The 19441-nt window shown below is 67.5% G+C and carries 25 protein-coding genes and 1 pseudogene; 13 read left to right on the top strand and 13 right to left on the bottom strand.

Annotated features, from left to right (window positions below; genetic code table 11):
• The 6 genes and pseudogenes from F9929_RS24335 to F9929_RS21120 form a co-directional block, all read left to right on the top strand.
• Positions 1–201 (top strand): annotated as a pseudogene (locus F9929_RS24335) (MFS transporter); the annotation flags it as partial.
• Positions 198–521 (top strand): YnfA family protein, encoded by a 324-nt coding sequence (locus tag F9929_RS21140; protein WP_152048536.1) that lies wholly within the window; start codon positions 198–200, stop codon positions 519–521. The pseudogene F9929_RS24335 and the gene F9929_RS21140, both read left to right, overlap by 4 nt.
• A 587-nt stretch (positions 522–1108) precedes the next feature.
• Positions 1109–1564: a hypothetical protein gene (locus F9929_RS21135; RefSeq protein WP_152048535.1), complete on the top strand. Its 456-nt coding sequence runs from the start codon at positions 1109–1111 to the stop codon at positions 1562–1564.
• On the top strand, positions 1557–2600 hold the full coding sequence (locus F9929_RS21130; RefSeq protein WP_152048534.1) for a serine/threonine-protein kinase: 1044 nt from the start codon (positions 1557–1559) through the stop codon (positions 2598–2600). Before F9929_RS21135 ends, F9929_RS21130 begins: the two co-directional genes overlap by 8 nt.
• The gene (locus tag F9929_RS21125) at positions 2600–2818 is read left to right on the top strand and encodes a hypothetical protein (RefSeq protein ID WP_152048533.1); all 219 of its coding nucleotides are present in this window, start codon (positions 2600–2602) and stop codon (positions 2816–2818) included. The genes F9929_RS21130 and F9929_RS21125 overlap by 1 nt, the downstream gene beginning before the upstream one ends.
• Before the next feature lie 206 nt (positions 2819–3024).
• Positions 3025–3213, top strand: a complete 189-nt coding sequence (locus F9929_RS21120) for a hypothetical protein (protein WP_152048532.1) — start codon at positions 3025–3027, stop codon at positions 3211–3213.
• Here the strand turns inward: F9929_RS21120 and F9929_RS21115 are convergent.
• From F9929_RS21115 to F9929_RS21100, 4 genes are all read right to left on the bottom strand, one after another.
• A complete protein-coding gene (locus tag F9929_RS21115) occupies positions 3194–4669 on the bottom strand; it encodes a type II toxin-antitoxin system HipA family toxin (RefSeq protein WP_152048531.1) in 1476 nt (491 codons plus the stop codon). The two genes, F9929_RS21120 and F9929_RS21115, sit on opposite strands and share 20 nt — an antisense overlap.
• The gene (locus tag F9929_RS21110; protein WP_152048530.1) at positions 4666–4848 is read right to left on the bottom strand and encodes a hypothetical protein; all 183 of its coding nucleotides are present in this window, start codon (positions 4846–4848) and stop codon (positions 4666–4668) included. Before F9929_RS21110 ends, F9929_RS21115 begins: the two co-directional genes overlap by 4 nt.
• 237 nt (positions 4849–5085) lie before the next feature.
• Positions 5086–5409, bottom strand: a complete 324-nt coding sequence (locus F9929_RS21105; RefSeq protein WP_152048529.1) for a hypothetical protein — start codon at positions 5407–5409, stop codon at positions 5086–5088.
• Between the two features lie 169 nt (positions 5410–5578).
• Positions 5579–5782, bottom strand: a complete 204-nt coding sequence (locus F9929_RS21100) for a hypothetical protein (protein WP_152048528.1) — start codon at positions 5780–5782, stop codon at positions 5579–5581.
• Positions 5783–6241: 459 nt separating this feature from the next.
• On the opposite strand from F9929_RS21100, the gene trhA reads away from it, so the two are divergent.
• The 4 genes from trhA to F9929_RS21080 all read left to right on the top strand — a co-directional run bounded on the left by trhA (position 6242) and on the right by F9929_RS21080 (position 9804).
• The gene (gene trhA, locus F9929_RS24570) at positions 6242–6916 is read left to right on the top strand and encodes a PAQR family membrane homeostasis protein TrhA (protein ID WP_456236798.1); all 675 of its coding nucleotides are present in this window, start codon (positions 6242–6244) and stop codon (positions 6914–6916) included.
• Positions 6917–7218: 302 nt separating this feature from the next.
• A complete protein-coding gene (locus F9929_RS21090) occupies positions 7219–8190 on the top strand; it encodes a L,D-transpeptidase family protein (protein WP_152048527.1) in 972 nt (323 codons plus the stop codon).
• 142 nt (positions 8191–8332) lie between these two features.
• On the top strand, positions 8333–8686 hold the full coding sequence (locus F9929_RS21085) for a hypothetical protein (RefSeq protein WP_152048526.1): 354 nt from the start codon (positions 8333–8335) through the stop codon (positions 8684–8686).
• Positions 8687–8862: 176 nt separating this feature from the next.
• Entirely contained in the window at positions 8863–9804 is a 942-nt protein-coding gene (locus tag F9929_RS21080) for a hypothetical protein (RefSeq protein WP_152048525.1), read from the top strand.
• Here the strand turns inward: F9929_RS21080 and F9929_RS24175 are convergent.
• The gene (locus tag F9929_RS24175) at positions 9788–9961 is read right to left on the bottom strand and encodes a hypothetical protein (RefSeq protein ID WP_193227858.1); all 174 of its coding nucleotides are present in this window, start codon (positions 9959–9961) and stop codon (positions 9788–9790) included. The genes F9929_RS21080 and F9929_RS24175 overlap by 17 nt on opposite strands.
• A gap of 130 nt (positions 9962–10091) precedes the next feature.
• On the opposite strand from F9929_RS24175, the gene F9929_RS21075 reads away from it, so the two are divergent.
• Entirely contained in the window at positions 10092–10823 is a 732-nt protein-coding gene (locus tag F9929_RS21075) for a cytochrome c biogenesis CcdA family protein (RefSeq protein ID WP_152048524.1), read from the top strand.
• A gap of 359 nt (positions 10824–11182) precedes the next feature.
• On the opposite strand, the gene F9929_RS21070 is transcribed toward F9929_RS21075, so the two are convergent.
• A complete protein-coding gene (locus tag F9929_RS21070; protein ID WP_235919487.1) occupies positions 11183–11599 on the bottom strand; it encodes a MerR family transcriptional regulator in 417 nt (138 codons plus the stop codon).
• Between the two features lie 69 nt (positions 11600–11668).
• Here F9929_RS21070 and F9929_RS21065 point away from each other — a divergent pair, with 69 nt between their 5' ends.
• Entirely contained in the window at positions 11669–12523 is an 855-nt protein-coding gene (locus F9929_RS21065; protein ID WP_235919486.1) for a cation transporter, read from the top strand.
• A gap of 8 nt (positions 12524–12531) precedes the next feature.
• Positions 12532–12999 carry a signal peptidase II gene (gene lspA, locus F9929_RS21060; RefSeq protein WP_235919485.1) on the top strand — a complete coding sequence of 156 codons (468 nt, stop codon included), beginning with the start codon at positions 12532–12534 and terminating at the stop codon, positions 12997–12999.
• A gap of 504 nt (positions 13000–13503) precedes the next feature.
• On the opposite strand, the gene F9929_RS21055 is transcribed toward lspA, so the two are convergent.
• Genes F9929_RS21055 through F9929_RS21025 form a run of 7 tightly spaced genes read right to left on the bottom strand, consistent with a single transcriptional unit; the run spans position 13504 to position 19336 of the window.
• Complete coding sequence (locus F9929_RS21055) at positions 13504–14157, bottom strand: DsbA family protein (protein ID WP_152048521.1); 654 nt, start codon at positions 14155–14157, stop codon at positions 13504–13506.
• Positions 14154–14612, bottom strand: a complete 459-nt coding sequence (locus F9929_RS21050) for a disulfide bond formation protein B (RefSeq protein ID WP_152048520.1) — start codon at positions 14610–14612, stop codon at positions 14154–14156. The genes F9929_RS21055 and F9929_RS21050 overlap by 4 nt, the downstream gene beginning before the upstream one ends.
• A gap of 40 nt (positions 14613–14652) precedes the next feature.
• Positions 14653–15267 carry an SCO family protein gene (locus tag F9929_RS21045; protein WP_152048519.1) on the bottom strand — a complete coding sequence of 205 codons (615 nt, stop codon included), beginning with the start codon at positions 15265–15267 and terminating at the stop codon, positions 14653–14655.
• Complete coding sequence (locus F9929_RS21040; protein ID WP_152048518.1) at positions 15264–15746, bottom strand: copper chaperone PCu(A)C; 483 nt, start codon at positions 15744–15746, stop codon at positions 15264–15266. The genes F9929_RS21045 and F9929_RS21040 overlap by 4 nt, the downstream gene beginning before the upstream one ends.
• Complete coding sequence (locus tag F9929_RS21035; protein WP_152048517.1) at positions 15743–16186, bottom strand: DUF411 domain-containing protein; 444 nt, start codon at positions 16184–16186, stop codon at positions 15743–15745. The genes F9929_RS21040 and F9929_RS21035 overlap by 4 nt, the downstream gene beginning before the upstream one ends.
• 19 nt (positions 16187–16205) lie before the next feature.
• The gene (locus F9929_RS21030) at positions 16206–16808 is read right to left on the bottom strand and encodes a methyltransferase family protein (RefSeq protein ID WP_152048516.1); all 603 of its coding nucleotides are present in this window, start codon (positions 16806–16808) and stop codon (positions 16206–16208) included.
• Complete coding sequence (locus tag F9929_RS21025; protein WP_152048515.1) at positions 16805–19336, bottom strand: heavy metal translocating P-type ATPase; 2532 nt, start codon at positions 19334–19336, stop codon at positions 16805–16807. Before F9929_RS21025 ends, F9929_RS21030 begins: the two co-directional genes overlap by 4 nt.
• Between the last annotated feature and the right edge of the window lie 105 nt (positions 19337–19441).

Raw genomic sequence — 19441 nt, 5'->3', positions numbered from 1 at the left:
GGGCGGCTCGCGCGTCCGGCCCAGGTCGCCCAGGCCTTGGCGCCGACCGCAGGCGCAGCGATCATCGCGTACGCCGGGGTCGCAGCGACGCTGTACGTCCTGACCGCACTCGCCGCAGCTTCGGTCTGCCTGGTCTCCCTCCTCCGCCGAGGGCATCCGTCGCGTTCCGCCGAGCCCGACATCAGGAACGGATCCACATGACGCCCGTCGTCTACGCTGTCGCCGCCCTCGCCGAAATCGCCGGATGCTTCGCCTTCTGGGCTTGGCTTCGTCTCGATCGCTCGCCGCTCTGGCTGATGCCGGGCATGCTTTCCCTCGCGGCTTTCGCCTGGCTCCTCACGCTCGTCGAGACGGAGGCGGCCGGGCGGGCCTACGCGGCCTACGGCGGCGTCTACATCGTCTCGTCGATCCTTTGGCTCTGGCTCGCGGAGGGTGTCCGTCCCGACCGTTGGGACGTGCTTGGCGCGGTGGTCTGCCTACTCGGTGCCGGGATCATTCTCCTTGCGCCTCGGGCGGCCTGAGCAGATCCGTCCCGGCTTCCCGGGCGGAGCGGCGGCTTCCGCATTCCGGAACCGACAGTCGTGTGGCGCGGTCACGCGGCTTCGACCCCACCTGGTGGCGCCCTCGCTGGGTCCCGCAGCCGCTGGCGCGCTTGCGACGGGCTCCCCCTTCTCACGAGACCGAGCACCCTTGGGACGACGACCAAGGTAAGCACCGTCATCATCTTCGGCGAAAGCCTTTCCTTCGCGCCGACCATGCTCGCCTCGCGCAGAGTTTTCCGGTCGGACGTCCGCCCCGAAGCGCCGGGAGCCACCTTCGTTCCGTGCCTGCCGACGAGAGATCGAGATCGCGGGACGCGTTGCCCGAGGAGGACGAGAACACGGTGGAATCACGGAAGCGCTCAGAGTGCCGACACTGCCGTCGAACTGGGGAACGCGTGACGGCAGTCCATCGGACGACGAACCTCCGTGAGTGGAGATCGCCAGGCGGACCTCGCCGTTCCCACCGACGCAAGTTCGAGCACCGTCCGCGCGATTCATCTCGCAACATCGGACGGCGTCGTGCACTCTGGTTGCAGCCAGAATCCTGAACGAGCCTCCACCGTCGCATGATCACCATCGGAATTCGTGCCGCACCTCGAGAGGTGACGTTCGCCGTCTACGACACCGACACGGAAACGGTGATCAACGTAGAGGAGATCAAGATCCCTGCGGCCTTCCAGACCCCCGACGCCCTGAAGTACCTCCGCAGCAACCTCCTCGACGTGCTGCGGGAGTACGGCGTCGAGAAGGCCGGGGTCAGGGTGACGGAACCCTCGGCGCAGTCCCTGAACATCCCGAGGATCCAGATCGAGGGCGTCATCCAGGAGGCCTTCGCGAGCAGCAGGCTGACGGCCTACTACGTAGGGCAGATCTCCTCCATCTCGTCCAAGGTCGGCATCGACCGAAAGAGGTTCAAACCCCTGGTGGAAGGACGGGAGGGCTACGACGTCGACGGCTGGGAAGACATGAAGAAGGAGGGCCGGGAAGCGGTTCTTTGCGCGATCGGTGCCGCGAATGCTTAAGCCCTACAACAAGGCCGAGGTCGCCTTCGACTTCATCCGGGAGATCGGCCAGCACGGGCGCAACTCCCGCACCTGGCTCTCGCGCGACCACCAGCTCGACGCCGAGATCGTGACGAAGCAGATCGCGAAGGCGAAGCTGGGCGATCCCGACGAGTTCTTCGCGGAATCGAAGGCTCTCTACGCCAGCGCGCATCCGAACGTGGTCCAGATCCACTACGCCTGCCAGGATGCCGGCCACGTCTACGTGGCGATGCCGTACTACGAGCGGGGTTCGGTGAAGGATCTCATCTCGAACGGACGGTTCATGACCGTGCGGGAGATCGTGGCCGTCGGATGCCAGACGCTCAGCGGCCTGCACAACATCCATTCCAAGCGTCTGGTCCACTTCGACGTCAAACCCGACAACATCCTCCTTTCCCTCCGAGGCGAGGCTCTCCTCTCCGACTTCGGCCAGGCGAAGAGGATGAACTTCGTCGGGGTCGCGGAGCAGGACCGGCACTACACGCCGATGATCCCGCCGGAGGCCATGAGGAACGCGGAGTTCGACGTCACCTTCGACGTCTACCAGATCGGACTGACGCTCTATCGGATGTGCGTCGGCAACGGCGCCTTCTACGAGCAGCTCGCGAAATACGGGCGGGGGATCACGGACCGCGACGGATTCCGCTTCGACGTGCGGAATGGACGCTTTCCCGACAGGAGCACCTTTCCGGCCCACATTCCCTCGAAGCTCCGGAACATCGTCCGGAAGTGCCTCCAGGTCGACCCGGCCCAGCGCTACCCTTCGGCGTTGGCGGTCGCGAACGCCTTGTCGGGTATCGACGACCTGACGTTCGACTGGCGCATGACGCGGACTCCTGATAATACCACCTGGACGAAGAACGAAAACGGAACGGAATATTCCTTCGTCCTCAACCCGGACCGCAGTTGCGAGTTAACCAAGACGGTGAACGGGGGGCGACGGACACGTGTTCGAGACGAATGCCGTGCGAACATCTCCGAGAAGGAGGTGCAGAAAGTGCTGGGTTCCTACTGATGGGCAGGATCAAGAACGACCCGACCTGCTACGCGACGCGCACCTCTCTGGTCGTGCGCGCCCCGCGGACCCTTCATGACGACCGGGAGACGACGGCCGGACGCGAGCGCGACTTCCTGACCGCCCCGATCGACGACAACCTCTATGTCAGTTTCCGGCCGGCGTGCGACGTCGGCGAGAGGAAGCGGGCGGCGGAAGATCCGAAGAAGCGGCGTTGATGCCGCGTGCGGGGCCTGCACGTCGCGCTTGGATCTCCCCACCCACCGGTCCGCAGTGCCGAACCGCACTCACGTGGAGGCAATCCAGCCAGTCAAGGCAGGCTTGCCATACGCGGGGCGGAGGCACGTCCCTCGGCTCTCCATTGGATGGGAACGTCGCCCGTATCGACCGGAGCCGCCATGGGGTCGCAGGACGTCCGGAGCCCTTGCTGCGCACGGGCGAAGCCGAGAACGGACATGAACGACCTCATGCGGCATTTCGCAACGGCGTCTATCGCGCGTCCGGCGATCAACCAGCCGCCGATCGCAGCCGGCGCTCGATCGGTTTTCGGGCGCCCTTCCGCATCCCGCAGGACATGTGGGAGGGCGACGAGTTCACCCCCAACTGGGCGTGACGCGCCGGTCATCCGCGGTCTCCACCGTGACTCCCTCGACTTCCATTTCATCGACCGGCTCTTCTCGAAGGCCGTCGGGAATGGCTCCAGAGACGGCTGGACGCGGGACGTTGGCCAACGACGCCCGCTCGACCCGGTAACGCACCCCTTCGAGCCTGCCGGCCAGGGCGGCGCCGACCGGACCCGGAGCGACATCCTTGGCGAGATCGGCGAAGTCGGCCGTCGCCTCCAGGCAGCGTGCCATCTCCTGCCGCACGACGCGCCCCTGCAGGCCGCAGGCCTCACCGAAGCGCAGGACCGCCTCGCCCAGGTCGGCGGGAACGGCCCCTTGGCGGAAGGCGACCCCGCCGAAGGAGACGGACGACACCATCTGATGCCGATGGTATCCGCGCATCGGTGCCGGATCGTAGAGCGGCGAAAGCCCCGCCTTCCTCCGCTCGCCGAGGATGGAGTGGTTCTCCAGGTGGTTGTCCCCGTTGCCGGTCAGGAGACCCATCACCGTCCGCCGGAACAACTCGCGACAGTCGCGGCCCGGGAAGGACGACATGCCCGTCATCGGCGTCGTCAACGCCGTCGCGACGGTCTCCAGCGACGGCCTGAGACCCTCCTCGGACCAGCGGCTCTGGATCTTGCCGGCGGATGCGGCGTAGAGGGCCGTGAAGACGCTCTCCAGCGGCAACGGACGCCCCTCGGACCTGTCGAAGCGTTCGGTCGCCAGGACCTCCACTCCGTCCTCCGTCCGTTGGTACCGCTTGAATGGACGGTGCACGCCGATCCTGTCGTGGATCTCGTAGGCGAGGTTCTCCAGAGCGAGCACGTGAGGAAAGTCGGGCGTTCCGATCTTCACCAGCGCGTCGACCGTCGTACCGTCCGACCGGCGTAGGTTCACCAGCAGCTTCGGCATCATGCCGCCGACCGTGGGATGCGACCGGATCGTCTCGACGACCTCCTCGATGGAAACGGCGTCGGCCGTCGGCGACGTCGCGTCCGAAACCAGGTGCCAGAGCGGACCGTCGGCGATCTCGTCGAGCGTGAAGCTCTGCGTCGGTCGGTCGTAGTAGGCGAGTGCGGCCTCGTCGCTGGCGAAGACGTCGAGATGACCGATGCCGTTCCGGCCGGCCATGACCAGCATCTGCCAGTCCAGGTCGGCGCCCGCGTCGACCCGCCCCCCCGAACGTCCGATGAGGTGCATGAGGATGCGGCGCTGAAGGTTCTGCTCGTGCCGTGGCGGTACCAGCGACTGGAACATCGGCGGTAGCGGGTTGGCCTCGGTCGACATGTACTCGATCGTGCGGTTCCGCGTCTTCGTCGTGTCGTGCACCACGGTGATGCCTGGAAGATCGCCGGCCTCGGGGTCGTAGGTGAAGCGCACCCGCTCACCGGCCTTCACGAGCAGACCGAGACGACGAGGCGTTCCCGATGCTCTGGTCCAGACGACGGCACTCCTGTCGCTCATCGGTCGATCTCGCCCAGCAGCCCGCCCTCCAGCAGGGCATCTAGATAGTCGTCGAGCGGTGCGAGCTTCAGCTTTTGCCCCACTACGGCGGCAAGGCGCTCGACGGTGTCGAACCGGGCGCCGCCGGTACTGCGCATCCGCGACAGCGCCTCGGGCGTGATACCGGCGCGACGAGCCAATTCGGCGTCCGACCAGCCTTGTCGACGAGCCTCCGACCTGACTTCATCAAGTACAGCTTGCAACCCAGACATTGATCAATCCATCAATCCCACGCCCCATCATGGACGGTATTGATTAAAAGATCAATCTCGCGGCGATCGACGCAAGCCTCCCACGAGCTTCCCCACCTGGGCCTACATCCGGACCCAGGCAGACGAAGCTTACGCAAGATCTCCAGAAGCTTCCCGCGACCGGTTTCAGCGAACCTGTGGAGGAGCCGACCAAGTCTCGGCATCGTCGACGAAGGCTTTCCTCGTCTTCTTGTCGTAGAGGCACAGCTTCGACAGGGTCGAACCGCGCTTACGGTCGGATACGAGCATCGCCACCATCCCGACACGGTCGTCGAAGCCGACGATCGTCGAAGGGCGCGGGTTGCGGATGCCGCTCGCCTGGATGCAGGCCTTCGTCACGCGAGAGTCGAACTCGGCCCACGCGTCGTCGCTCGAGGCGAGTGCCGGCGGTGCCGCCCAGAGCACGACGACCGCGAGGCCGATCACGAGGGGTGATATCGAGTGGCGCATCCGCAGCTCCTTCCGTCGGGTTTCGCGAGCCGGCAACGACTCGGAAGGCCCGGATGGTCGGCGAAGTCGACGGATTGATGACTCGGTCGAGGCGGATGCACGCCAATTGCATCTGCCTGTTCGGCGATGGTGACGGCCGGTCAGACGCCGACGGACGCGGCTCGACCTCTCAGCGGTACCTCAAGAAGCCGAAGAAGCCCGTGAGGGCGGTCGCCGTGGCGACGCCCGCGACCGCCGGCACCTCGACGGCCGCGCCGGGCTCGAAGCCGGTCAAGTGGACGAACTTGACGGCCAGAAAGGCGATGGTGACGCCGAGCATCGCGCCGAGGACGGCGTAGATCGCGCCGAAGAAAGCGCGGTAGACGGAGCGCATGTTCGACTTCCTTCTTGCTGCGAAGCCACCAATGCGCGGCTTCCTCGCGGCGTCGGTGCAAGGACACGTACCGACATCCGCGTGCGACCGACAGGCGGACTCCAGAGATCGCGACCGCATCGGACAGGCTGCGGACCGCCTCCATGCCATCCAGGTCCACCCTGGAGGCAAGACGTCGTGTCGTCGCGGCCGGGGGCATCGCGCATGCCGCACGGGCGTCCGATCCCATGTGACGATCGGACCGATGACTTCGCGGGTACAGCGTCGCAGGGTTGCCCCGATCTCCCACCGTGGCCAGATCTTCGGAGCGGACTGATCCTGTGGTGTACCACGTGCTCGAGGGCGTGGACCGATGCACGAACGAGCCGTCGGCGAAAGCCGCCGCTCGACGGGCCGCAGCGCCGAAAGAAGGCCGGAGGTCCCCGTGGCGTCGGCAGGCGGAACCGAGAAGGCGACGGCTTGGAGAGAACCACATCAAGGGCGCATCTGGCGACCGGTTCCGGGGAGATCCCTTGGCGCTATACCGCGGGCGAGCGGCGGGCGGACGGGGTGGTGCACGCCCTCGGGATCCTCCTCGCCTTGGCGGGGACCGCGATGTTCGCCATGACGCGCTGCGATGCCGAACCCCATGATCTCGTCGCCTCCGGCATCTACCTGGCGACGCTCGTGTTCGCCCTCGGCGCGTCCGCTATCTACAATATGTGGCCCGTCGGCCCGACGAAGTGGATCCTGCGTCGGATCGACCATTCGGCGATCTACCTTCTGATCGCCGGGACCTACACGCCATTCGTCGTCAAGGCGGGCACCTGGTGGCTGCCGGTGCTGGTCTGGTGCACCGCGCTTCTCGGCCTCGTGCTGAAGGTCGTCCTGCCAGGTCGGCTGGACCGTCTGTCGATCGCCCTCTACCTGGCCCTCGGCTGGAGCGGCGTCGCGATCCTCGACAGGCTCGTAGACGTCCTGTCCAGGCAGGTGCTCCTGCTCGTCGGCGCCGGCGGCGTGATCTACTCCCTGGGCGTGATCTTCCACGTCTGGGAGCGCCTCCGCTTCCAGAACGCGATCTGGCACGGTTTCGTCCTGGCGGCGGCTTTCGTCCACTACTTGGCCGTCTGGCTCGCCGTCGGCCCGAGCACCTGAAGCCGAGACACCCCGGTCCTCCGAGCGGTTGGGTCGAACGACCCGCACGGGCGGCTGTCGATCCCGCGAAACGTCCGCTCGCAGGATCCAGGAGTGGAGCACGTGTGCCGCGTGGTCTTCAGTTGCGTCATAAAATCTGCCCGGTGGATCCGCTACGCGATCGGATGTTCACGCTCCTCGGCCGGCGGGGTCGCGCTGCGGTCTGGCCGGGGCAAGGCGGGCGTGGCACACCGGCAGTGCAACGTCGTAGTCGAATGGTTCCCTGGATGATCGTGCGGACAGCTCGTCCTTCAATCCGCTGGATGTCCGTCGCGCTCGTGCTTCTCGCCTGTCTCGGCGGATGCGTTTCCGCGACGGAGGACGTCTTCGAGACGGCGAAGGCGGCCTATACCGTCAAGGCCGACAAGGTCCGTCCCGAAGGGTCCATCCTCGTGCGCATCTTCAAGGAGGAGAGCGAGCTGGAACTCTGGAGGTCGGGAAGCGATGGGCGATACGCGCTCGTGAAGAGCTTCCCGATGTGCCGTTGGTCCGGCAAGCTTGGACCGAAGAAGGCGACGGGCGACCGGCAGGCGCCCGAGGGCTTCTACCAGGTGACGGCGGGTCTAATGAACCCGAACTCGAAGTACCACCGCTCCTTCAACCTCGGCTTCCCGAACCCGCTCGAGAAGTCGCTCGGATGGTCCGGCGACGCCCTGATGGTGCACGGCGCCTGTTCCTCGTCGGGCTGCTACGCGATGACCGACGACGGCGTCTCCGAGATCTACGCGGCGGCCGAGAAGGCGTTCGCCCTCGGCCAGAGCGACTTCCAGGTGCAGGCCTTCCCGTTCCGTATGACGCCGCAGCAGATGGCCAAGCATGCCTCCGACCCGAACATCTCCTTCTGGCGGAACCTGAAGTCCGGCTACGACATCTTCGAGGTGACCCGGAAGGAGCCCGAAGTCTCCGCCTGCGCCGGCCGCTACGTCTTCGACTCGCGACGCAAGGACGGCGTGGCGTCGATGGACCCGCGGGCCGCCTGTCCGACGCTCGTCGCCGAGGTGGCGCCCGAAGTCTCGGAGCGCCGGAAGGCCGACCTCGTCGCCGAGCGCGAGACGGCGAGGACGTCGGTCCCGTCGACTGCCTTCGCCTATTCGGACGGCGGCATGAACCCGCGCTTCAGGGACCTGCTCTCGCGCCTCGGACCGCAGGAGATGTCGCGCCTGACCTCCCGAACCTCGGTGCCGGTGAGCCGTCCGGACGCGGCCCTCGCCGATCCCTTTTCCGCCGGACGCTGAACCGGATCCCGACGCGTCGCACGAGGCTGCGACATGACCGCGTGCTCGGCCGGGACGTCTTGACCTCGACGGGTCGGCCGCCGACGATGACGACGGACGATAGACCACTCGAAGGGCACCCCACGTTGAAGGCGCGCAGTCGATGAGGAGAGCCGGAAGGCCGTTCCTCGCCCGCTTCGTGCTGGCGCTCGTGCTCCTGCTCGCTCTCGTTCCGGTCGCCTCCATCGCATGGGCCGAGCCGGCCGCCGCGACTTCCGGTACCGCCGTCTTCGACGACTACGGTCACGTGGGCGACGACGACGCGGGACGCGGTCCCGCCTCCGGTGCCCGCCACGATCACGGCGGCCATGTCCACGAGAAGCTCGGCACGCCGCCGGAATACCTGCTTGCCCCGCCGGCCGGCGGTGCGGGTCATGCATCGCCAACGACTCGCTGGAGTCGAGGTGTCGACCTCCATCCGTCTCCTGAACCTCCGAAAGTCTCCGTCGCCGCCTGAAGCCGCCGCATCGGCGGCGCGACGTCGACCTTGCTTCCGGAGATCATCATGCCGTTCCGCCCAACGGCCGGACCGTGCGCGCTCGGCGCCGCGGCACCGGTGCGTCCGCCGTTCGTCCGTCCCTCCCTTCCCGTCCCGCCCCGCCGCACCGGCGGGCGCCAGCCTGGGAAAGCGGCATGACCGGCCGTTCCAGGAAGTCGGCCGACGCCCCCTCGCCGCTCGAGATCGTCGACTGGTTGACGTCCAAGCCGGACCTCGTCGCAATGCGGCGTCGGTTCCCCGACGAGTGGCGGGCGCTGGAGGGTGAACTCGCCGACGCCTTGTCGAAGCGTTCGGTCTCCGCCTTGGATCGGATCGTGGGTCTGGAACGCCTCGGCGTGCGAGGGTCCGACCGGAAAGGAAGGTCGTCGCGGGAGCAGGCGATGCGTCTCGTCAGAAGGCGGATGGCCGTTCTCGCCCTGGAACGGCATGCCGTCTCGGCCGCCGAGTCGGAATCCGGAAGCTGGCTGCCGCGCCGGATCTCGAACGCGCTGGCGAAGGGCCTGTTCTTCGATGCCCGCGGGAACAAGAAGCCCGTCCCTCTGCGCGTCTTCCGCTGGACGTGGCCGCTCGTCGGTGGCAAGGGCGCGTTCCTGACGCGCATGCAGACCGGCGGGACCTACTGCTTCCTCTCGGCGGAGCTGATCGATGCGCTCGCCTCGATCTGCCGCGGCAGGTCGTGCCTCGAGATCGCCGCCGGCGACGGCACCCTGTCGCGGTTCCTGAAGCTGAAGGACGTCGCCATCGTCGCGACCGACGACCGGAGTTGGAAGGGCTCCATCGACTACCCGCCCGAGGTGCTGGCGATGGATGCCGCGACCGCGCTGGAGAAGGTCGCGCCGGAGGTCGTCCTCTGCAGTTGGCCGCCGCCCGGAAACGACTTCGAGCGGTTCGTCTTCGCGACGCCGACCGTCCGGACTTACCTGGTGATCGGCAGCCGGCACGGCTTCGCCACCGGCGCCCGCGACGCCTACGCCGCTCCGACGGGCTTCGTCGCGACCCCACGTCCGGATCTGGAGGCACTCGTCCTTCCGCCGGAGATCGGCACCGAGGTGCTCGTGTTCAGACGAACCACATGACGTCGACGCAAGGTTGATGAACAGACGTGCTGCAGTTCATTCGGTATGCCGGCGAAAACCGCAGAAACAGCGGCCTGAGCTTCTTGGCGCTCGCGATCACGCCGTGCCGCCGCAAGTCGTAGCTGAGACCCGCGTGAATATCGTAGATCTTCAGCATGCGGGCGCTTCCGGTGCCTTACGGTTCTCGTCGGTGCCGAGCCATTTGAATCCGGGGCGGAGCCGCTTTACAAAGCGCTCGCTGCGAAGGTTGACAGGACAAGTCGTCCGAAGAGCAAGGCTGAACGAGCATGGACTTCACCGTCGCCAACATATCCATCGTAGGCGCCGTGGCCGCCGGCGCGATATCATTCCTGTCGCCGTGCGTTCTGCCTTTGATACCTGGCTATGTGTCGTTCGTCGCCGGGAGTTCGGGAACGGGTGCAGCCGCAGCCAGCAAACTACGCACCGCGATCCTCAGCTTGTGCTTCATTCTCGGGTTTGCGACGATATTCGTGGCGCTCGGTGCCGGTGCGACGGTCCTCAGCCGGTTCCTGCGGACTTGGTCTTTCGAGGCGAACATCATCGGTGGCTCGTTGGTGCTCTTCTTCGGGATTGCCACGACCGGCCTTGTCCAGATGCCTTGGATGGAGCGCGATGTCCGCTTTCATGGCAACCTGGCAGTCAACGGACCGTTTGGAGCTTACCTCCTCGGGCTGGCCTTTGCATTTGGATGGACGCCGTGCATCGGCCCGATCCTCGGCGCCATACTGACAGTCGGCGCTGTGTCCGCGACTGCCTCCGACGGGGTCATTCTCCTGGCGCTCTACTCGCTCGGACTCGGCATACCGTTCTTCCTTTCCGCCATGTTCACGCAGAGCCTGCTCGGGACAATGAGGGAGATGCGGACGGCTGGTCGGATCCTCAAGATCGGCTCCGGCTTCGTCATGGTCGCGATGGGCTTAGCGATGATGACGGGAACGTTGAATTGGGCCGCATTCTGGCTTCTTACGAACTTTCCAATTCTCGGCCGGATTGGATAAGGGCACCGTCATCGACGGGACCCGGTCGATCTCCAACGCGAACGTCGGCTGCGCAGGCAGTGGCAGGACCGCTTGGAGACCAGGGTACATCAACTCCTTCCGAGTGCGAACCGGACCAGGTCGAGTACGTGGCGCTGGCCGACGGAACAGTATCGATGGTCCGGAAGGTGTCGGCCGGGAGCCACGGTTGATCCGCCATCCGACGGGACTTCGCCGTCGACGCCACGTTGTCGATCGTGGGAGTTGCGAGGCGCCCGGGAAAGATCGTGGCTCGGTCGACCGGGCATCGGGGCAAGCCTGTCGAGACCATGCGCTTCCCAGGAGCGTGAATGCGATCGGGAGGTCGGCCGAAAACTCTCTCAGAGCCGGCCGTCGCGGGAGTGCGTCTGGCTCGTGGCAAGCGCCTCGATCACGCGGCATTCCGACACCCTGCCGCGCCCGCATTCCGAGATCATGCGCGATAGCTCGTCGCGCAGCGACAGTAAGCGCGCAAGGCGGCTCTCGACCGCCTCAAGCTGGCTTTGCGCGATGCGGCTCGCATCCTCGCATGATGCCTCGGGCTGCTCTTGCAAGGCCAGCAAGACGCGGACGCTCGACAGATCGAAGCCGAGTTCACGGGCATGACGTATGAAGCCGAGGCGGCGCGCATCGGCTGCGCCATAGCTTCGCCGCCCGTTGGGTCGGCGCGCAGGGGGCGGCAGAACACCGGCCCGCTCGTAGTAGCGGATCGTCTCGATGTTCACGCCCGTGGCGCGGGATAAGTCGCCGATCTGCAATTTCCGCCTTGCTCCTGTAGTCACTACAGGTTCTAGCATGAAAGCCATGGAACCACGAGGACTTGCAGCATGAGCGCCGCCACCGGCATCCGCTATCATGTCACCGGCATGGACTGCTCGTCCTGCGCGGCCAGGGTCGAAGGCGCGGCCCGGAAGGTCGAGGGCGTGGCGGATGTGAAAGTGTCCATCGCCTCGCAGATCATGACGCTCGATGTCGATGATCCGGGAAAGCGCCTGCCTGTGGTCGAACAGGCGGTGACGGGCTTGGGCTATCAGCTCGACCGGATCGGCGCGACGAACGAGGATGCGGACGACGACGACAAAATCCCCGACCTGTCGCATGTGACGCCCGCCTATAAGCGCGCTCTCTGGATCGTCGTCCTTCTCAATGCGGGCTATGGCGTCATCGAAATTGTCGGCAGCTTCCTTGCCGGATCGCAGGCCCTGCAAGCGGATGCGCTCGATTTCATCGGGGACGGCGCGATTTCCTTCCTCGGGCTGATCGCCGTGGGCTGGGGCCTTGCTGCCCGCGCCAAGGCTGCACTTTTGCAAGGCGTGTTCCTGGCCCTGCTCGGCTTCGGTGTCATCGGCTCGACGGTCTATCGCTCCTTTGTCGAGCACGAGCCGCAAACGCTGCTGATGGGCGGCTTTGCCTTCGTCGCCTGCATCGTCAACATCCTCGCGGCCGTGGTGCTGATCCCTCACCGCAAGGGCGATGCCAACGTGCGCGCCGTGTGGCTGTTCTCGCGCAATGACGCCATCGGCAATCTGGCCGTTCTCGCGGCGGCGGTCGTCGTCTGGTGGCTGAACAGCCCGTGGCCGGATTTGATCGTCGCGTTCGCGGTCGCAGGCCTGTTCCTGCAATCGGCGCGGTCGATCATCCGCGATGCGAGGCAAGACCTCGTGCAAGCGGGGCGTTCTTGAAGGGGGGCTTGTGCATCGTCGTCGTTTCGGCCGGTGCCGCACTCGATCTAGCCGCCAAGGCGTGGGCGCGCACCAGTCTCGAACCTTATGGTTCTGCGGTCGATTTCCTGCCTTTCATATCGCTGCGCCTGACCTTCAACGAAGGGGTCTCGTTCAGCCTGCTTTCGTTCGATCATGACCGCGGAAGGCTTGCCCTGCTGGCCTTCACCGGCCTTTTGACGCTCGGCTTCGCCATATGGGCCTACGGGATGCCGCGTGGTCGCGAGCGTCTGGCGCTTTCGGTCATCATCGCGGGCGCGCTCGCAAATTTCCTCGACCGTGCAGTGAACGGCGCGGTGACGGATTATCTCGATCTCCATTTCGGAGATTGGCACCCGTTCGTTTTCAACTTGGCCGACGTGTTGATCAGCTGTGGTGCGGTCGCGATCTTCGCAATGCGGTTCATGGACGAGGGGACTGAGCGCCGCAAATCCTAGAACGCGTTATTTGATCTGATAATTCCGATAAGATTGCTGATCACGCTTCCACTATTTTCGGGCCGCCTGTCATGATGTGTGATTTCTCGCGAAAAACGTTCCTACCGCTTGCGGTTCGCCATTTTTGCATGGTGGCACATCGGTGCCAGCGTCGTCGGCATTGAAGCCCTCGTCGTCCTCCCATGACGATGCGAAGCAGCTGACGTTCGTTCGGAATTCGTTTCAGGCTGGAGGAGGTTTCCGTCGAAACGTCGACGTCGTCCTGCGCCCACTCATCTTCGGCTTCATGCCCGGAGCAGTCGTCCGTGCGCCCGCGACCGTTGAAGCACTTTGCCCACGCCGGATGCACGGCGAACATCGTCGCCGCCAGGACGATCGCTTTCCTGATGGTGTCCCCTCCGCCTACCGGCGCCGCCCGCTCGTCGGGTCGTCGCCGGAAAGAGTGCGCACAGTGACAAGCCGAGGCCAACGTCCGGCCCGCTCCGGACTGCCGGCGCACGTACGTCAGGTCGTCCCGCTTCCCTTCGCGATCTCGGCGACGATCATGTCGTAGAGCGGCTGCGGACCGAACTGCGCCGGCGCCCGGCCGTTGACGAAGAAGGTCGGCGTCTTGTCCACCTTCGCCGCGTCCATGTCGGCGACGTCCTGCCGGAGCACCGCTTCGACCTCGGGCGTCGCCGCGTCCTTCCGGGCGCGCTCGAGGTCGAGCCCCGTCGTCCCGGCGATCTCCCACGCCTTGGCCAGGTTCGGCGCCCCGTGCACCGCCCATTCTGGCTGGCGCTCGAACAGCGCGTCGAGCACCGCGTCGAACTTGTCCTGACGGCGGGACGCCTCGAGGATCTTCACCGCCTCGTCGGAGCCGTCGTGGAGCGGCGCGTAGCGAAGGACGAGGCGCACGTCCTCCGGATGGGCACCGAGGATCTGTTCGAGGATCGGATGGAAGGCGCGGCACGCTTCGCATGACGGATCGAAGAACTCCGCGACCGTCACCTTCGCGTCGGCCTTGCCGACCACCGGCGAATGCGCCCGGACGAGGTGGTCGGCCCCCGCCGTGGCGGGCTCCGGTGCCGTCGCGCCGCGCCGGAACACGGCGGCGCCTCCGGCGAACACGGCAGCGGCGACGGCCACCGTCGAGACGACGAACGTCCTGCGGTTCATGGACGGATCCTCCTATGTGCGAAAACCAGAAGAAGCGCGATGCCAGCGAAGGCGGCGAGGGAGAGGACGGGAAGCGGGATCCCGCCCAGGATCGTCATGTCCGCCTCGGTGCAGGACGGCCCCCGGCCGCACGGCTCGATCGACTCCGGCACGATCCCGAACCAGAGGAGCGTGTGGAATGCCGCGAAGGCGAGACCCGTGGCGGAGAGCGGCAACGCGTATACGCGAGCCGCGGCGTCGCCCCTGAAGCAGGCGATCCCGAGCACGATCGCGAGCGGGAACATGAAGATCCGCTGGTACCAGCAGAGGACGCAGGGCGCCTGCCCCATGACCTCCCCGACGAACAGGGCGCCGAGGCTGGAGGTGAGGGCCAGGATCCACGCCCCGGCGAGGAGCACATCCGTCCGCGCTTCCCCTTCGACGTGCGGGGGATCGATCGGCGCTGCTCTCGTCATATCGCTCCTTCCGGTCCGGATCACGGTGACGTCGCTACGCTCAGGCATCGGCCGCAAGAAGGCGTTCCACCTTCTCCCGCCGGACCTTCGTGTCCTCGTGCATGTCGAGCGTCCCGACGAAGCCGCCGTTCCGGTCGTAGAGGTAGACCCCGGCGGAGTGATCGATCGTGTAGTCGCCGTCCTCCGTCGGCACCTTCTTGCGGTAGGCCTTGAAGGTGGAGAAGGCCCGCTCGATCTCAGCTTCCGGGCCCGTCAGCCCGACGATCCGCGGGTCGAAGGACTGGAGGTAGGCGTTCAGGACCTCCGGCGTATCCCGTTCCGGATCCCCGCTGACGAGCACGACCTGGAGGTCGTCCGAACGGGGGCCGAGGTCCGCGAGCAGCACCGACAGCTCGCCGAGCGTCGTCGGGCAGATGTCGGGACAGTGCGTGAAGCCGAAGAACACGGCGACGGGCTTGCCGCGGAACCCGGACCACGTCCTCGGCTTCCCGTCCTCGTCGACCAACGCGAACTCGCCGCCGATCGGAACGGCGACCGGCGTCTGAGCGGCGGGTGCCGGAGTGCCGCCCGGTAGGGTCCAGGCCGCACCGACGAGGACGCCAGCGGTCGCGGCGACCGCGCCCCAGAGCCACAAGCGCAAGGTGCGGAGCCTCACGGCTTATGCCCTTCGTGGGAGGGGGCCGCTGCCGCGGCACCGAACCCCTCCACCGAGAAGCGGACGGGGACGGTCCCGGCGCGCTCGAACACGAGAGTACCGTCGAAGGACTTCCCCTTCACGATCGGCTCCTTGAGGTCGAGCAGCATGACGTGCGTGCCGCCCGAGGCGAGCTTCACCGTTGCCCCCGGTTCCACCACGATCCCATTCTCGGCGCGACGCATGCGCGCCACGCCGTCCTGCGCGGTGGAGGCGTGGATCTCAAAGCGTCCGGCGACGGTCGCCGAGCCGCCGAGGAGCCGATCCGCCTCGGCGCCGTCGTTGCGGATGGTGAGGTACCCGACCCCGACCTTCGCGCCCGGTGGCGTCGGCCGTGACGACGGATGGTCGATCGTCAGGTCGCCGACCTTGAATTCGTGCGCCGCAGCGGGACCGGAGAGGCAGGCGGCGACGGCGGCAGCAAGTACCGGAACTCTCACTTCGGATACCTCGCATAGACCGTGGACGTGCCGTCGCGTGCGACGAGGAGCACCTCGTAGGGCTCGTCGCTCGTCCCCATGCCGGGGCTTCCCGCAGGCATGTCGGGAACGGTGAGGCCGATCGCATCGGGCCGCTCGGCGAGGAGGCGCTTCACCTCCGCCGCCGGTACGTGCCCCTCGACGACGTAGCCGCCGACGAAGCCCGTGTGGCACGAGGTCTGGCCGGGCTTCAGGCCCGCCTGCTCCTTCTTCGCCTCCAGGTCGGCGGCGCCGAGATCGTGGTTCGGCACCTCGAAACCCGCCTTCCGGAGGTGCTCGATCCAGCCGCTGCAGCAGCCGCATCCCGGCGTCGAGTAGACGTCGACGCTCTGGGCCGCGAGCGCGGATCCGGAGAGCAGAGCGAGCGCGGCGGCGAGGACCGTCGTCCGTGCGTGTCCCATGGGTTCGTCCTTTTCTTAATCAGATCCAGCGCCGGACGGCGCTCCGGTAGGCGGCGTACGAGGATCCGAAGGAGCGTTCGAGGAAGCGCTCCTCGTCCCGGACCTGGACCTCGCAGGCGATCCAGAAGGCGAGCGCGCACGCGAGCATTGCAGGGGACGGCACCGCCACCGCGAGGCCTACCGCCATCGCGAGCATCCCCAGGAACACCGGGTTGCGGGACAGGCCAAATAAACCCGTCGTGACCAGGGCGTCGGGCGCCGTCCGCGGTACGCCGACCCGCCAGCGCCGCCCCATGTTCCCCTGCGCCACCATCGTCAGGACCTGTCCACCGACGGCAAGGGCCAACCCGGCGAGACGGACCAGGGACGCTTCGCCCGCGAGCGGCGCGAAGATTGCCGGGGCGTCACCGACGGCATGCGATACGAGCGCGGCGGCCGCCCCGCCGATCGAGGCGACGAACAGCAGGCGCGCCGACCGCTGGCGGAGCCCGCTGCCGAAGCCGAAGGCCCGCCCGCCGATCTCCCGGGAGGTCCGGCGGGTGGCGAGGGCGAGCCATGCGACGGTGACGGCGAGGAGGATCGCCGGCCCGAAGCGGAGGAGGTCTTCGACGGCGGCGCTCATCGGGGCTTCCAGCCGAGGACCCGCATGGCGTTCGCGGTGACGAGGACGGTGGCGCCCGTGTCGGCGAGAATCGCCGGCCACAGTCCCGTGATGCCGGCGACGGTCGTCACCAGGAACAGGGCCTTCAGGCCGAGCGCGATGCCGATGTTCTGGCGGATGTTCCCCATGACGGCCTTCGAGAGGGCGATCATGTCGGGAACGTCGCGCACCCGGCCGTGGAGCGCCGCGGCGTCCGCCGTCTCCAGCGCCACGTCCGTGCCCCCGCCCATCGCGATGCCGACGTCGGCGGCCGCGAGCGCGGGCGCGTCGTTGATGCCGTCGCCGACCTTGGCGACCTTGAGGCCCTCGGCCTGCAGCTCGCGGACGATCCTCTGCTTGTCCTGCGGAAGGAGTTCGGCCCGCGCTTCGATGCCGAGGCCCTTCGCCACCGCCTCGGCCGTGGTCCTGTTGTCGCCGGTCAGCATGACCGGGCGGATGCCCGACGCCTTGAGGCCCGCAAGGGCATCCACCGCGTCGGGACGGGGCTCGTCGCGCATGGCGAGTAAGCCGGCAAGTGTGCCGTTCGCGAGGAGGACCGACACGGTCTTGCCCTCCGCGTTGAGCGCACCGATCTCCGCGAGCCGATCCGCGCCGATGTCGAGCCGCCTCGCCGCCGCCTTGGGCGAGCCGAGGAAGACCGTCTCGCCGCCGACCTTGCCCTCCACCCCCTCGCCCGGAATCGCGTTCGCGTCGAAGGCCGGGGGCACCGGCGCCTTGTCCGCGTTCGCCTTGTCGAGGATGGCGAGCGCGAGCGGATGGCTCGATCCCTTCTCCAGCGCGGCCGCGAGCGACAGGACGTCCCGCGCCGGCCGCCCGACCGCGACGACGTCGGTGACGACCGGTCTGCCGGCCGTCAGCGTTCCCGTCTTGTCGAAGGCGATCGCCGTGATCTTGCCGAGCGTCTCCAGCACCACGCCGCCCTTCATCAGGAGGCCGCGCCGTGCTCCGGCGGAGAGACCGGCCGCGATCGCCGCCGGTGTTGAGATCACGAGCGCGCAGGGGCAGCCGATCAGGAGGATCGCGAGACCCTTGTAGATCCACTCGTTCCAGGACGCTCCGAAGAGCAGAGGCGGGACGAGCGCGACGAGGGCGCCGACGACGAGGACGGCGGGGGTGTAGTACCTGGAGAAGCGGTCGATGAAGCGCTCGGTCTCGGACTTCGACTCCTGCGCCTCCTCCACGAGCTTGACGACGCGGGCGATCGTGTTGTCGGCCGCGGCGGCCGTCACCCGCACCCGGAGAACCGATCCGGCGCTGATCGTCCCGGCGAAGACGGGATCGCCCACGGCCTTGCGCTTCGGGACGCTCTCGCCGGTGACGGGGGCCTCGTCGACCTCGCCCGTTCCCTCGACCACCGCCCCGTCGGCCGGGATGCGGTCGCCCGGACGCACCAGGATGACCGCGCCGACCACGAGGCTCTCCGCCGGCACCTCGCGGGTCTGACCGTTCTCCTCGAGGAGCGCCGTCTTTGGGACAAGCGCCGTCAGGCCCTGGATGCTGCGGCGGGCGCGGGTCGCCGCGACGCCCTCCAGCATCTCGCCGACGAGGAAGAGGAGCACCACGGTCGCGGCCTCCTCCTGCGCGCCGATGAAGACGGCCCCGACCGCAGCGATCGTCATCAGCGTCTCGATGGAGAAGGGCGTGCCGAAGCGGGCGGCGACGAACGCGCGCCTCGCGACGGGGACGAGGCCGACGAGCAGCGCGACGAGGAAGGCCGGCCGCTCGAGCTGCGGGAACAGGTGCCCGACTACGGTGGCGACGAGGAGGGCGGCGCCGCAGGCGATCGTCAGCCTCGCCTTGCGCGTCCACCACCAGGGCCCGGCCGCCTCGTCTCCGCCGGAATGGTCGTGGGCGTGCGGCGTCGGTCCGGAAGCGGAGACGAGGGCGCCCGCCGGTGCCGACGCCTCCGCTTCGGCGCCGTAGCCGAGGTTGCGGATCTGCCTGACGACGGCGTCGGCCTCGAGGCGTCCGTCGTGCGCGATCCGGACCGATCCGCCGGAGACCGAGACGGCGACGTCCCTCACCCCGTCCAGCCGGCGCACGGCGGTGTCGATCTTCGCCGCGCAGGCGGCGCAGTCCATGCCGGTCACGCGGACGCGCAGACCGGCGTCCTCCGGCGCAGGCGCCGGACGGGCATCCTCGGCACGATCCGGGGAGGCATGATCCGCGTGGTCGTGCCCGTGATCGTGGTCGTCCGCGTGCGCATGATCGTGGTCGTGCGCGGAGGACGCGGAGGCTTGCGGGAGCATGCGCGGTACCGGTTCGGATGCCGCCTCGGGCGTGGCCCCGTAGCCGAGGCTGCGCACGCGGTCCGCGACCGCTTCCATGCGGGCCTCCGGCACGTGGCCGACCGTCATCCTGCCGGCGGAGGCCGAGACGCTGACGTCGACGACCCCCTCGAGCCCGCGCACTGCGGTGTCGATCTTCGCGGCGCAGGCGGCGCAGTCCATGCCGGTTATGCGGAAGCGTGACTGGAGGGTCTCGGACATCTGGGCGATCCCGTTCGTTCTGTTGGATCGACGGCTACTTCCTCTAGCGGCTAGAGGAGCAAGAGGAAAAATGCGGGCTGCGACGGGTTGTCCGTCCGGCGGTCG

The organism is Aureimonas psammosilenae, assembly GCF_009176975.1.
GTDB lineage: Bacteria > Pseudomonadota > Alphaproteobacteria > Rhizobiales > Rhizobiaceae > Plantimonas > Plantimonas psammosilenae.
The sequence above is the reverse complement of the archived record's forward strand: the minus strand, read 5'-3'. Positions and strand labels throughout refer to the sequence as shown.